Raw genomic sequence first — 14,127 nt, 5'->3', positions numbered from 1 at the left:
TCCTCCTTGTTTTTACATAAAAAAGGTATGACCGGATTCCAGAGAGTGGATCAGTCACACCTTTTTTGGGCAAAAAAGCTAGATTAATTACCCGAAAGGAATGGGGGAAGGGGCTGCGATAAGGCAGCCTCTGTCTCCCGAATAATCCCTTCCTGCAAATCACTTAAACTTATTCACCAAAATACTGATCATAAATTTCATCATATTTACCTGATTCAAACAGGGAATCAAGCCCGGCATCCATTTTTTCCACCAGGCCGTCTGAGCCTTTAGAGACTACAATTCCGTAATCTTCACCAGTAAGTCTGTCGCCAACGATACGGATATCAGACTCATCTCCGTCAGTAACGATTTTATATGCAGCACTTGGGTAGTCATTGATTACCGCATCAGCGTTCCCGGAAATGATCTCCATGTACATCATGGCATCTTCCTGGAAAGTAGTGACTTCCCCGTTATACTCTTCAGCTAGTTCATTAGCTTTCTCCAGACCGGAAGTACCTTGTTTCGCAACGATCGTAGCGCCTTCTAAATCATCAAGGCTGTTAATCTCGCTGTCCACAGGCACAACAAGTGAAAGTCCGGATTCGAAGTACGGCTGACTGAAATCTACTACTTCTGCACGGTCTTCACGGATAGAAATCGCGGAAACCGCTGCATCCATCTGGTCTGCCTGCAGTGCAGGGATGATCGCGTCAAATCTCATAATCTCCCAGTTAACTTCCAGGTTCTGATCCTCTGCAATCGCTTCAATTATATCTACATCAAAGCCAGTTAATTCACCGTCTTCCATGTATTCGAATGGCGGGTAGTCCTGTACTACGGCCACACTGATTTCCTCTGCATCTCCTTGTGAAGCTTCGCTGTCATTCTCCTCGGCTTCATTATTTTCTCCCTGAGAGTCAGTGTTGTCTGCCTGCGTTTCTTCACCTTCTCCACAGCCGGCCATTACCAGCAATGCAGAAGCTGCTAAAAATGGAGCAACCTTTTTTGTTACTTTCGCTGAATTTCTTACTTTAAATTTCTTCAAATTCATATCCTCCTGGTTGTTTTCTGTCTGGTTATTAAGAAAACATTTTGTTTTGTCACATGTTTACTAGGTTAGTGGTTTCGACAATTTTCCACAAATTCAGTATATTGATATATTTTTCTATTTAGCATATTTATTTCATGTCAAGAGGACTTTGTCATAAAAATATAGCTTATTCCTCGGTTATGTGGACTTATGCTCTCTAATGCTTCATAATGGCTTGAAAATATAGAAAATTTAAAATCACATTAAATGTTGATACACCAAGTGTTGAAGAGGGTGTTTTAGGTTGGACTTGAAGAGTGGTGGATATTTTGAAAGTTTTTTTATAAAAAATGGGGAGGATTTTCACGTGCTATCTGTCTGATTAATAGTTAAGAAGGCTCTGTTTAGAGGAGTTTGAGGAGGTGGGGGAGGTGGCGAAAACTTTTTCGTTAGTTCGGTATGTGAGACGATCTTGCGTTACCGCTTACTATCATTTTTTCCTCAAGCGGGCATGCGAGACGCTCTCACGTTACCGCTTGCCTTCAATTTTTCCTGGAGCGGGCATGCGAGATGCTCTCACGTTACCGCTTGCCATCAATTTTCCCTCGAGCGGGCATGCGAGATGCTCTCACGTTACCGCTTGCCTTCAATTTTTCCTGGAGCGGGCATGCGAGATGCTCTCACGTTACCGCTTGTTATCAATTTTCACTCAAGCGGGTATGCGAGATGCTCTCACGTTACCGCTTGCCATCAATTTTTCCTCAAGCGGGCATGCGAGACGATCTCACGTTACCGCTTGCCTTCAATTTCTCCTCAAGCGGGCATGTGAGACGCCCTCACGTTACCGCTCGCCATCAATTTTTCCTGGAGCGGGCATGCAAGACGATCTCCTGATACCGATCCCGGGCATATTCTCTAAGTTCGGGTTATAAAAACAAAAAAACCGGCCGCAAATAAACACACAGCCAGTCCATTCTCAAAAAATTATTTTGTTTTTTCCCGGATTTCCAGGCCTTTTTTGTCTAGAAGATACTGCAGGCCAGTACGGAAGGTCGCATGAGCATTGAGTTCTGTCAACCCTCTCACATTAGAAGAAACGAGTTTCTGAACTAATTTCGGAGACAATCCTACAAACAGCGTTTCTGCGCCCATTAATCGAAGAGAATCTACTAAGTTATGTATCTGACCCATTAAAAAATCGTATTCCATATTTTCTTCAACGCCATAGGAGCTAATCCCGGTAAAGTCGATTAACACTGTATCAGCTGATTGTTTATGAATGTTATTAACTAGCTTTTCCTGGATGTGTTCAAGTCGCTCACTTGTAAGTTTACCCATTAATGGGACGAGAATGGTGTTAGGAACAATTGAGGGAATAATAGGTGTTGATAATTCATAGATTTCATTTTGATATTGTTTATTTCTCTCTTTTAGTTCGATCAGTTCCTGGCTTTCGCTTTTTTCACTATTTGTCATATTAATTCCTCCTGCTTATAATAGAAATAGTATTTCATTTACACAGGCTAATCTTTTTGGTCTGTGACTGCTGTTAGTAGTGTTTTGGAAGATATTATCAACTTCTTAAACTTTACCACAAGTATTATTATCTTGCTATTTATTCTCCTGACAGGGGCTGGATGCTACACCTTCTTTTCAAATTAACTGGACTATTACGGATGAATCATCACACCAGTGCCAATCGGGACAATGCTTGCTAATTCTTCCACATCATGATTGAACATACGAATACAGCCCCTGGACACTGCCTGGCCGATAGAACTCGGGTCGTTTGTACCATGAATTCCATAATGCTGCTTTGACAAGCTCATCCACATTGTGCCGTACGGGCCTCCCGGGTTTGGCGCTTTATTAATAATAATAAAATTCCCTATCGGGGTTTCGTGGAGAATTCTCCCGACTGCAATTGGATATTGTTTGATAATAACGTTATTGAGGAACAAATTGAGCCGCCTCTCAGTAATAGACACATCAATTTTATAGGGAATTGTTTCAGGGGAGGGGAAACCAGGTATGAGAATTGCCTGTCCCGGAAAAATCATATCAGGATTAAAGCCCGGGTTTGCATTTAAAATGGCATCTAAGGGAGTTCGAAAATCCCTGGAAATCTGATTAAGTGTTTCACCGGCTTTCACAATGTGAATCATAAGAGCACTCCTCCAGATGGAAAATAGGTTTAAGACCAGTGTATGCAACAAAGTTTCAAAGAGGGCATATTTTATAAGGCATTTTTCAAATAAGCGCTTAAATCCCTTCGGAAAGGGGAAAATATATCTCGCTGCTAAGTACAGGAAAAAAAGGAGTGTAAGGATGAGTACAAAAGAGTATGTAAAAAATATAATCCGGGACAAAAATATCGCTTCTATTACCCCGACTTCTAAAAAAGGAGTACAGGAAATTTGCGGGAGGATGAACCTGGATAACAGAGTTGTCATCGTGGAGTACGGACCGGCAACCGGGGTTTTCACGAACTATCTGCTTGAACGGATCACGCATGATTCACTCATTATCGCTATCGAATTAAATGAAAACTTTGTCCAGTATTTAAATGAAAATATAACGGATGAACGACTGATCGTGCATCACGGAAGTGCCGAAGAGGTGGAGGAAATTACCCGGAAATATGCAGACGGGAAAGCGGATTATGTGTTATCTGGCATTCCGTTTTCATTCCTTACTCCTGAATTAAGAGACAAGGTTGTGAAAAATACAAGCCTGGTATTAAAAGAAAAAGGAAAATTCCTCCCATACCAGACGTTTTACCAGAAGGATGAGCACCTGAAAAAGTATCTTGAAAAGCATTTTGCCAATGTACACGATCAGTACTTCTTCAGAAATCTGCCCCCGATGAGAATCTATGAAGCAAGCAAATAAATTATAATAAGGTGATATAACTAAAAATGATGGCGGCAACAGTAACAGGCCGCCATCCTTTTTTTTGATGTTAAATATACATAATGGTCTGAAGTTCCTTGAACCCGAGTCTGCTGTACATTTCTTTCGCCGGATTAGCTGTATATACATTGAAGCGGACTTCCTCGTACCCCCGGGCCTTCAGAATGCTCACACCTTCCTGAATAAGTAATTTACCTAATCCCTTTTTGCGATAGGGAGGGAGTACATAAAGTTCAAACATAAAACCCACCGGTTTGCCAGTAATAAAATCCATTTGTTTTCCAAGAAGAATCCACCCGGTCAATTGACCAACATCCCCTCTCGTGACATAAAAGGAGGCGCCGCTGTATAATGCTGCCTCTAACAGGCCTTCTGCTTTTTCCTGGCTGATTTCCATGGCCGATCCCGTACTTTCCTTTGCTGTGACTGCTGCTCTTGAAATAATGAACTGCTTTTCTTCTTCTGTGGCAGGCATGATCATGTCGTTTAACCTCCCTGATTAAACTCTTTTATAAAATAATTATTACTGTAATTTAAATAAATACTCTCTATCGTATCTTTTATAATCATAAATGGAGAAAAAACTTTTCGACATCCGAAGTAAATATATCCTGTTTTTTCAAAAAATGCATTACAAAAGCACCACCATTAAAAATAGTGCTCAAAAACTATAAATAATTTTTAAAAGCCGGACATTGCAAAATCGTTTTATTAATTGGCATTAGAGTAAGCTTCTTTACTTTAGACTGGTAACTTATTGAAGAGTAATACTTTCATAATATAATAGATGGTCCTATTACATTTCTTTATTTGCCTGTCGAAATAAGTTGACTCTGAGAAGTGTGAGACTTATTTATACAATTGCTTAAGTTTTATAAATTTACAGAAAATTTGTTTTATTATGAAACTGATCCAGTAAAATACAGCGAAATGTGTGAGAAAAACAGGGAGGAGTGCCTATAAGAATACAGGGATCAACTGCATTGCCCGGAAGGTTAAAGCTGTACGACAAAAAATCTGAATTAGTGGAGGTTTTCTATGAAACTCAGAAAGAAATCCGCAGTCCTTCTTTCCAGTGTGTTGTTATTATTTTCATCTACCACTGCTTTCGCATCCCCTCCTGGTAACCCAAATGCCGGCGAAGCTGCAGGGAAGCCTGGCCTTACAGAATTTCCTGATCCAATTGATGAAGAATCCTGGGTACTCCCGAGAGACATGACATGGGATGATTACCGCCCGGTTCCCGGGATCGACTGGCATGATACGGATATTGAGCCAGAACTGAATATTAAAGGGGCTTTGATTTTAGTAGATTTCCCTGATCAGGAATTCATTATCAGCCAGCCGGAAGGTTCCCAGGCTGGAGGTAACCCAATTGGTATTGGAGAAATTCCTAGAGAAGACCTGCCACAGTGGTGGGTGGATTACTTAAATACACCGCAGGAAATCAACAATTATACATCCATTGATGGCTACTGGCGGGAAAATTCTTTTGGCCAGTGGGGCGTGGAGCTGGACGCTTTCGGTGTATATGAAATGGACCATCGTTATTTCCAGTATGGAATGGGTGAATGGGGACAGCAAGCCGATATGCCAGCAGGTTATCAGACATATAATCTGATGAATCATGGAGTTGCCGCTGCGCAGGAAGATATAGATGCCTCTGGGGAAGACTACGACTTCGTTTTTGTTCTCCATGCTGGCTTATCTGAATCAGACGTATGGCAGCAGTTTGGGGAAATGATGTTCGATTCTCCGGAAGATGTTACTGACGAGTTCGGACCTCCTGAGGAATTCAGAGATGAACTGAATAACTGGGCGAACACCCGTTATGTTTCCTGGACTTCCTGGGCTGCAGCTGCTGCTCCATGGGCACGTGCAAATATATCTGCAGGTATGTCTTTACAAGGGGAAACGAGCGGAATGGCAGTTTTCGCCCATGAATTCGGACATATTATGAATCTCCTTGATAACTACAACAACCCATATGCAGACCCGGTTTCCAGAACTTACTCTGGTCCATGGGAATTAATGAGCCGTGGTGCCTTTAACGGGCCAGGGGGGAACCATACTCGCTGGACAGTTCCTTCCTATGAAGGTGCATCAGCTCCGTCACACCATATGCTTCGTAACAAAATTAAGCAAGGTTACCTTGACGAAGATCAGTACATCAGAGTAGACAGGGATGAACTGGCAGAAACAGGTCCTGTTTTTGCTGAAATACTTACTCGTGCTGTCCCATCTGGCGAGGAATTCGGACGCGACGGTATTTATGGCATTAACATTGAAATGGTTGACCATACACCGAGGAATTCCCTGCAGGATGACTGGAGAGCAGACATGCAGCGTGGTGAAAGATGGTACAACAACTACACTATTGAAGTTGTTGACCGTGTAGGATACGACTCCTTCCAGATGGATTCCGGCGTACTTCTGGCTAAAACGAGAGACAACGAAGCATGGCCGAACATCTGGGTAATTGATGCTCATCCGGAAGACATTGAAGAAGTTGACTTTGTGCGACCTAACGGAGAAACTGAAATGCTTTCTCTTGGAGACTACCAGCAGCTTGCCGATGCACTGTTTAAAGTTGGTACTGCTGATGGGGTAGTGAACGAATACGTGGATGAGTACAACCGCCTGCATTTCTATATGCTAGATAAGATTGTTGCTGACGACGAAGCACTATCCTATCGTGTTGCAGTCCGCCATATGGATGGAGCTGGACCATATGAGCGAGGCGTTGAAGTAGAGAACGGAGATGTGGAGCATGCAGCGCCAGGAAGAATCGCTGAATATACTTTCCAGGTTACAAATACCGGGGAAGAGACAGACATTTTCCGTCTCGATGTTGAGTCTGAAAGCGGATGGGACCTCCGTCTCCTGAATAACCTTATCGAAGTTGAAGCAGGGGAAACAGTAGACGTACCTGTTTACGTTCAAATACCAGAACCAGGAAGAGGTTCCACACCAAATCCTAATGACCTGGTATTTACAGCATCGTCTGAAACCGACCCTGAACAGTCTGATACAGCAGTTCGCCGTGCAGGGCCTGGTAAAGGAAATGGAAGATAAATAGTTTGTCAGTGGAGAACGAACCTGCTGGTTCGTTCTCCGTACATATTGAATGGGCACTTAAGAGAAAACAGAGGAAGGTGAATGACTAATGAAAAAATATGGTCTCACAGGAATTTTAATAGCATCAGCCATCCTTGCTTCAGGATGTACAGATGAGGAGCAAAGCTCTGAGGCGGCAAGTGCAAGTGAGGGCGATTCAGAAGTAGTTGTTGAAACTACCGCCGGCACAATCACCAAGGAAGAATTATATGAAGAGCTGCTGTCCCGGCATGGAAAAGAAGTGTTGCAGGATCTCATTACAAGACAGGTTCTGAATGAAAAATATGAAATTAAAGAAGAACAGATTGACCAGGAGGTTGACCTTTATAAAAACCAGTATGGCGACGACTTCGAACAGTGGCTCGGTCATCTGAATTTTGAAGATGAAGAAGCTTTCAGGGAAGCGGTCCACTTGGCGCTTCTGCAGGACGAAGCAAAAGCTGATGGTGTTGAAATCAGCGAAGAAGAGATGGAAGAGATGTATACCCGCTTAATAACCGAGGTAAATGCCTCACATATTCTGGTCGAAGAGGAAGAACTAGCACTGGAGATAAAAGAAAAACTGGATGGCGGGGAAGATTTCGCCGAGCTTGCTAAAGAGCACTCGATAGACAGCTCAAATGCAGAAGAAGGGGGAGAACTCGGCTTTTTCACTTCGGGGATGATGGTTGAACCATTTGAGATCGCCGCTTTTTCACTGGAAGAAGGCGAGATCAGTGACCCGGTAGAAACTGAATTCGGCTACCATATCATTAAAGTGCTGGAAAAGCAGGAAATGGATGATGTTAACCAGTCATTTGATGAAATGAAAGGGGATATCCGGAGAATGCTCGTTGACGAAAAAGTAGAATTATCTGCTGCACAGAAGAAAATCGCTGATATGCTCGACGAAGCAGTGACCGACATCCCTATAGAAGGTATGGAAGATATTTTTAATCTGGAAAGCTTTGAAACTGAGCCAGAAGAGGAGTAAATTTAATTCTTAATGAAAACAGAATAGCAAGATTTATAAAAATACGGCAGGGAACTTGCCGTATTTTTTATTCACCATTTTTTTCGACATATGTTTTTAAAGATGAAATCCCTATTTTTAAAGGGGAGCAAATGAACTAGATTTGCAGCAATTCACAGGCTTCTGAGTAGGCATATACTCGCTATTTCTGTATTCTTCCAGGAAGAATCCGACAAGTTTGCCGTTCCTCGCGACAATAAAACAGAAAAGGCATTTGATTACTGCATAATTCTGTTTTTGCTACATTTATACTTACTCTATTAGAATAGCTAAGCAAAAGAAATAAGTCGTGTAATAAGCAGAGCAATCGGCGAAAAATCCTTCCTGAACGAACAAAAATCCTTTATAGATGGATTTCTTAAACATTATATATTTTCCTGAAAAAGTAAAAAGGATAATGAAACGACAAATTTCTTTAAATTCAGAATTTATTGACATTTTTATGATATCACTGAAAAATAGACTCATAGTCCGGCCCTTTAAATATAGAAAGAGGAGGGATACATAGCAACACCTGCTGAGCAGCAAGCCTGCCAGCAAACGGCAGGTAACTACTACATGAGGAGATGGGGTAATGGCAAGAAAAAAGAAGAATGTTTTATTCATTTATTCACTTATTTTTCTGCTTATGTTCTCTGGCTTCAGCGGTTTGGGGATGGCTGCAGAGGGGGATGCAGCCGGTGAACCGGAAGTATATCTTGATTTTGACGGAGAGTCAGAGGAAATACTGACAGTTATTGTTGAGCTTGACGAAGCATCGATTATTGAGGCAAAACAAGAAGGTGAAGTACAGACAGAAGAAAACCTGGAAGAAGTGCGCCAGGAAATAATTGCTGAACTGGAAGAAGCAGCCGATGTAACTGTGAACAGGGAATATGACTATCTTTTTTCCGGATTTTCCGTGGAAATTTCCCAGGCAGACCTTCCAGAATTATTTGAGATCGAAGGTGTAAAAGCTGTCTATCCAAACCAGACGTATGAAGTGTCGCAAATAGAAGAGGCAGAGCTCCTTGACCCGGAAAGCTTCAGCCCGATGATGATGGACAGTGCTCCTTTTATTGGCGCTGACGAAGCGTGGGATGCAGGATACACAGGAGAAGGAGTAACTGTCGCCATCATCGACACTGGCGTGGATTACACTCATCCTGATCTGACGCACGCTTTTGGCGACTATCTTGGATGGGATTTTGTAAGCAATGATGCTGACCCTCAGGAAACAAACACAGGGAACATGAGCCAAAGGACGAATCACGGTACTCATGTTGCCGGGACAGTTGCTGCTAACGGGCAAATTAAAGGGGTGGCTCCAGATGCCACATTGCTTGCTTACCGTGTTTTAGGCCCAGGGGGAAGCGGTACAACTCAAAATGTTATCGCAGGGATCGAACGTGCAGTACAGGACGGTGCCGACATTATGAACCTATCACTCGGTGCAAATGTCAACGATCCTGATTATGCTACGAGTATCGCATTAGACAGGGCGATGACAGAAGGAGTAGTAGCGGTAACGTCGAATGGTAACAGCGGACCGAACAACTGGACAGTCGGCTCGCCGGGAACTTCCCGTGAAGCGATTTCTGTTGGCGCAACACAGCTTCCTTACAATTTGTTCGGTGTAGATATTTCTACTGGAGGAGATACAAGTTACCCTAGCGCAGCAATCATGGGATATCCTTCAGAAGAAGAACTTCTTGCTCTCAATGAATGGGAGTTTGAATTCATTGATGTAGGGCTTGCTGGTACAGAAGCTGATTTCGCAGGCAAAAATCTAGAAGGAAAAATCGCGCTTATGCGCCGGGGGGACTACGCATTTGTTGATAAAGCACAGAATGCGAAGGACCACGGAGCAATTGGCGCAGTGATTTATAATAATGTGGCAGGGGTCCAGCCGCAGGTGCCTGGAACGGCAATTCCAATGATTATGCTCACACAGGAAGACGGGCAGAAAATCCTTGCGGAGCTGGCTTCAGGAAACGATACTATCTCTTTTGATATTGATTTTGAACAACTGGTTGGAGAAACAATGGCTAATTTCTCTTCCAGAGGACCTGTAATGAATACATGGATGATCAAGCCTGATGTTTCAGCACCTGGGGTAGCAATCGTAAGCACTGTGCCGACTCACAACCCGGCAAATCCTCACGGCTACGCTTCCTTCCAGGGGACAAGCATGTCAGCTCCGCATGTTGCTGGAGCAGCGGCACTAATCCTGGAGGCACACCCTGACTGGAGCGTGGACTTTGTGAAGGCAGCTCTAAAGAATACGGCGGAAAATATGTATGATGAGAATGGGAACCTTTACCCGCATAACAGTCAGGGGGCAGGCAGCATCCGTGTGCTGGATGCCATTAATGCAGAAGTACTTGCAACACCAGGAAGCCACAGCTTCGGTATCTTCACGAATGAAGAAGATAAAGAAGTAAGACGCCAGTTCTTTACTGTCCAGAATCTTTCCGATGAGAGAAAACGCTTCTCTATCGAGTTTACCGGGCATGAAGGTATTAAGGTAATGCACAGTAATAACCTTCAGGTACAGCCAGGAAAGACCCAAAACCTGAACTTTGGTGTACAGGTAGATGTGGCAAATCTTGATCCTGGTTACTATGAAGGTACTTTTATTCTTAGTGATGGAACATCAACAATTGAAGTGCCGACAATCGTTTTTGTAGGGGAGCCTGATTATCCGCTGTTATCAGGACTGCAGCTGTCTATGCTGTTTAATTTCCTTATCGGCAGCGTAAACGTACCCCATGGTGCAGATGAGTTTGTTGTCCGGTTTAAAAACACTTCAACTGGCGAAGTCGTCGCCGAGACTGCCCGGGCAACAAATGTAGCTCCTGGAACACGTTCATTCACTTACAATACGAACCAGCTTCCTCGGGGAAGTTTCCTGATTACTGTTTATGCGAAAAAAGGTGACAGAGAGTTTGAGCTGGAAGGCGGAGTTTTAACAAGAAACCAATAAATTATGAAGAGGAGCTCCCTTAGTGGAGCTCTTTTTCATTACTAAATTAATCACCTTAAATATTATTTTTATAAAACTTTTTAAAAATATTTAAAAAAACAGTGGTAATCTGACAAAAACTTTAGTAGAATAATTATAATTTATCATAATTATCTGACAACTATACTAAAAATAAAAACATGAGGGGGCTGATTTAATGAATGTTTCAGGATGGAAGCGGGGAATGATGGCAAAGTCAATGGGTGTGGAAGATTACTTTAACCATGTGATGGGCTGTGTGGAAAGAGAGCTGGAGGAAGCAGGCAATGATGTAATTTTAGTTTGCAGCTGGCCGGGTAAAAATGAAAGGGATGTAGCAATCACCTTAATCCTTAATGGCCGTGTATTGAACATTGGTGTAAGTCAGTCAGAAGTTGAGAGGAGAAAGGAAGAGAGTCCATTTTCATTAGACTGGCTCCTATGGTCTGAACTAGTGAAAAAGGGAGTTGTTCTTCAGGACAGCGGGTATATGAAGGCGTTGTTTCCAGAGAAAAATAAAAAAGACAGTAAGAGTGAAGGCGAAGATAAAAAGTCCTGATCAGCGAAGAATCATGTAGTTGTCTGCATTATTAAAATGGTTTAGCCCCTCAGCTATTATATTTATAATAATTAACAAGTAAATTTCTAATAAAAAGAAGCGCGCGGGTTCTCCAGCGCACTTCCTGACCGTTGGAGACATTATGAATTGTATACAAAAACGCCTGGATAATATTATCCAGGCGTTCTCTTTGTTTTATCACGAATGTGCTTTTACTGTGGATCCTCGATCCGCTCTTCCTTAAAATACTTAATTTTACGTACGTTTTAGGATCCTAGTTCCTTTATTTGCTCATTTCCCCCCTTAAATCACCAGATTTTATGCTGATCTGATAACGAAACGAGGAACCGCTGCACCTCCCCAAACGACATTTTTATCAACTTAACGGAATGAGGATCCTCAACACCTCCCGGAAGCAAATTTTTCAACCAATCCGATACTCATTTTAGTGACACGACGATCCTTTATCAGAATGGCATGAGGCACCTGTTTTCGCTTTCGGCCGCGGCAGGTCAATTGCAGGGTTCCGGTCAAAGAAACCAGCGGGCTTCAGCTGAAAATTAATATAGGCGGTAGGCATTACCGGCCAGTCTTCCGGGCGGGTGATATGATGGTGGCCCATCGTATACCAAACTACCACATCTTCATTCTCTATGTTCCGGTTTGCAGCTGCGTATTTAGGCAGCCCGTCGCCTCCTGGATGCTGGTATGGATAATTGCCTGTTGCATATTTTTCATCTGGGTCGTATTTAGTGACATATAAATGATTTTTCAAAAATCCGGCTCGTTTCATTACGCTCGAATCATCATTAGCAAACGGAAAACAGTTCTCACCAGGGAGGATCCTGTACCCTACAGGTGTGCCAACGGCGTTTAGTGACTCCGGATTAATAATTTTCCACGTCCTCTGGGAAGCAAGGTCCATGTTTCTTTGCGCTTCCGTTTCTGTTTTAAAGGTATGTGTATTAATATAGAAGCCGTTATTATTTGGATTATCAGGGCTTTTTTCTTCAGGTACTGTATTAATTTCAACGACAGAGTTATTAATTCCATCGAGCATTGTATCCAGCCGGAAATTGAAAAAGTGCTGATGGTAGGCGGCGTTCATTTTCGGAGCAACTTCGGTGCCATATTTGGATTGGCCGCTTTCATCATATGTTCCCGTATTTAAGATTCCAGTCAGTTTTACTTCGTTTTCTATTGTGCCATCCTGGTAAAAACTCCAGTAGAAACCATAATCATAGTTTCCGACAGTACAGAAGAAGGAGAGGACTAACCTGCGTGATCTCCGGACTTCTACTTTCTCTGTTCGCCAGTCAGTATGCTTCCACGCAACTCCATAATCTTCTTCATGTAGGCATATCGCATTTGGGATCGTGCGAACTTCTCCGCTGCTGTCAGTCATGACTGCATCAAAATAACGGATTTCTCCGAGACAGTCACAGCCTAAGGTTAAGGAATTTGCCAGCTGGCCCAGCCCGTATTCACCGGCATCGAATGCGTTCTGGGTATTATGGGCGAAGCTTGAGTCCCCATAAGGGACAACCATTTCCGATAGTGCTGCCCGGTAGAGTATAGGCCGGATCTTTCCTTTATCCTCATATCCCACCTGGTGGAGGACAAGTCCTTCCCTTGGAGTGAATCCGAATCGGATATGCCATTTCTGCCATTTGATATAATGGCCCTCAATCTCAAAGCTTGGCCCTTCCGGCTGGACAATTTCCAGCGGCTTTAAATCTGTCCGGAGTGTAATGCTCTCAGAAGTTTCTGGTGTATAATTTCCATCATTAGGCGGAAGTTCACGAACTCCATGGTCTTCAAAACGGTGAATTTTCATTTTATGGAGATCAACATAAGCGACAATCCCTGTCAGGGGATAGGCGTATCCGTTATCGTCGGCAAATTTTTTCACCCAGCAAATGGCTCTCGCCAGGCGTTTTCCTTCATCTTCTTTTATCCCGAAATTACCTGCAGACCAAGGGTCGACCATCACTAAATCAGGGTCAGAAATTCCCCGTCTTAACAGCGCTTCCTGAAATTCGGGACTGTTCTTTACAACCTGTTCGCACTGTTCGAATTCATCGAGCATGACACCGGGCTGTACTCCGGGAATGTGCTCCCATGAAAGCACATCTTTAGCTGTAAGTGAAACGACAGCTTCATATGTTTTCTCCGTTTCATTATCAAGTATAATCATAAATGCTTCCCGTATAATCGGATCTCCTTTTTCAAAGGAAAGGACGGTTTCTTTCAGAGGCTCGTAGAGAACTACTTGTACGAAACGAGCCGAGAGGGAGAGGTTCTGTTTTTCCTTTACAATTGCAACGGCTTCTCTGATTTCTTCTGCTGTAAGCGGTTCGAGCGGGTGATTAATTAATTGAGTTTTTTCCTTAATTTCCATTTGATCTCCTCCTGACAGGGATATTCACAAATGGTCCTGCTGGAGAGCCTGCACTGCAGTTTAACAACTTCCCGGGGTTAATAAGCGATGATGGCAGCAAAACAATCCAGTTCAGACCTTTGTGCCT

The 14,127-nt window shown here is 43.0% G+C and carries 10 protein-coding genes; 5 read left to right on the top strand and 5 right to left on the bottom strand.

The features are described 5' to 3' along the window. Positions 1-169: 169 nt before the first annotated feature. The 3 genes from BK582_RS16180 to BK582_RS16170 form a co-directional block, all read right to left on the bottom strand. Complete coding sequence (locus tag BK582_RS16180; protein WP_169911069.1) at positions 170-1,030, bottom strand: basic amino acid ABC transporter substrate-binding protein; 861 nt, start codon at positions 1,028-1,030, stop codon at positions 170-172. A gap of 969 nt (positions 1,031-1,999) precedes the next feature. After that, positions 2,000-2,491: an STAS domain-containing protein gene (locus BK582_RS16175; RefSeq protein ID WP_078596029.1), complete on the bottom strand. Its 492-nt coding sequence runs from the start codon at positions 2,489-2,491 to the stop codon at positions 2,000-2,002. A 194-nt stretch (positions 2,492-2,685) separates the two neighbouring features. Then, positions 2,686-3,180, bottom strand: coding sequence for a L,D-transpeptidase family protein (locus BK582_RS16170; protein ID WP_078596028.1), 495 nt, complete (start codon positions 3,178-3,180; stop codon positions 2,686-2,688). Between the two features lie 163 nt (positions 3,181-3,343). Between BK582_RS16170 and BK582_RS16165 the strand changes: the two genes are divergently transcribed. After that, entirely contained in the window at positions 3,344-3,907 is a 564-nt protein-coding gene (locus BK582_RS16165) for a class I SAM-dependent methyltransferase (protein ID WP_169911067.1), read from the top strand. 70 nt (positions 3,908-3,977) lie between these two features. Here the strand turns inward: BK582_RS16165 and BK582_RS16160 are convergent, their stop codons facing one another. Further along, positions 3,978-4,409 carry a GNAT family N-acetyltransferase gene (locus BK582_RS16160; RefSeq protein ID WP_078596026.1) on the bottom strand — a complete coding sequence of 144 codons (432 nt, stop codon included), beginning with the start codon at positions 4,407-4,409 and terminating at the stop codon, positions 3,978-3,980. A gap of 557 nt (positions 4,410-4,966) precedes the next feature. On the opposite strand from BK582_RS16160, the gene BK582_RS16155 reads away from it, so the two are divergent. The 4 genes from BK582_RS16155 to BK582_RS16140 all read left to right on the top strand — a co-directional run bounded on the left by BK582_RS16155 (position 4,967) and on the right by BK582_RS16140 (position 11,599). Beyond that, positions 4,967-7,003 carry a FixG Ig-like domain-containing protein gene (locus BK582_RS16155; protein WP_078596025.1) on the top strand — a complete coding sequence of 679 codons (2,037 nt, stop codon included), beginning with the start codon at positions 4,967-4,969 and terminating at the stop codon, positions 7,001-7,003. A gap of 91 nt (positions 7,004-7,094) precedes the next feature. Continuing rightward, on the top strand, positions 7,095-8,018 hold the full coding sequence (locus tag BK582_RS16150) for a peptidylprolyl isomerase (protein ID WP_078596024.1): 924 nt from the start codon (positions 7,095-7,097) through the stop codon (positions 8,016-8,018). A 613-nt stretch (positions 8,019-8,631) separates the two neighbouring features. Next, positions 8,632-11,022 carry a S8 family serine peptidase gene (locus BK582_RS16145; protein ID WP_078596023.1) on the top strand — a complete coding sequence of 797 codons (2,391 nt, stop codon included), beginning with the start codon at positions 8,632-8,634 and terminating at the stop codon, positions 11,020-11,022. Between the two features lie 196 nt (positions 11,023-11,218). Next, entirely contained in the window at positions 11,219-11,599 is a 381-nt protein-coding gene (locus BK582_RS16140; protein ID WP_078596022.1) for a hypothetical protein, read from the top strand. Positions 11,600-12,044: 445 nt separating this feature from the next. On the opposite strand, the gene BK582_RS16135 is transcribed toward BK582_RS16140, so the two are convergent. After that, positions 12,045-14,000, bottom strand: coding sequence for a primary-amine oxidase (locus tag BK582_RS16135; protein ID WP_078596021.1), 1,956 nt, complete (start codon positions 13,998-14,000; stop codon positions 12,045-12,047). Between the last annotated feature and the right edge of the window lie 127 nt (positions 14,001-14,127).

It is taken from the genome of Evansella clarkii (assembly GCF_002019695.1).
Classification (GTDB): domain Bacteria; phylum Bacillota; class Bacilli; order Bacillales; family Salisediminibacteriaceae; genus Evansella; species Evansella clarkii.
Note: the sequence above shows the minus strand (reverse complement) of the source record. Positions and strands in the feature narration are given on the sequence as shown.

What these genes read in the sequence shown, in the direction of transcription:
- BK582_RS16175 (WP_078596029.1), bottom strand. Translation starts at nt 2,491, where the DNA reads ATGACAAATAGTGAAAAAAGCGAAAGCCAGGAACTGATCGAACTAAAA.
- BK582_RS16165 (WP_169911067.1), top strand. Translation starts at nt 3,344, where the DNA reads ATGAGTACAAAAGAGTATGTAAAAAATATAATCCGGGACAAAAATATC.
- BK582_RS16135 (WP_078596021.1), bottom strand. Translation starts at nt 14,000, where the DNA reads ATGGAAATTAAGGAAAAAACTCAATTAATTAATCACCCGCTCGAACCG.
- BK582_RS16160 (WP_078596026.1), bottom strand. Translation starts at nt 4,409, where the DNA reads ATGATCATGCCTGCCACAGAAGAAGAAAAGCAGTTCATTATTTCAAGA.
- BK582_RS16155 (WP_078596025.1), top strand. Translation starts at nt 4,967, where the DNA reads ATGAAACTCAGAAAGAAATCCGCAGTCCTTCTTTCCAGTGTGTTGTTA.
- BK582_RS16140 (WP_078596022.1), top strand. Translation starts at nt 11,219, where the DNA reads ATGAATGTTTCAGGATGGAAGCGGGGAATGATGGCAAAGTCAATGGGT.
- BK582_RS16150 (WP_078596024.1), top strand. Translation starts at nt 7,095, where the DNA reads ATGAAAAAATATGGTCTCACAGGAATTTTAATAGCATCAGCCATCCTT.
- BK582_RS16170 (WP_078596028.1), bottom strand. Translation starts at nt 3,180, where the DNA reads ATGATTCACATTGTGAAAGCCGGTGAAACACTTAATCAGATTTCCAGG.
- BK582_RS16145 (WP_078596023.1), top strand. Translation starts at nt 8,632, where the DNA reads ATGGCAAGAAAAAAGAAGAATGTTTTATTCATTTATTCACTTATTTTT.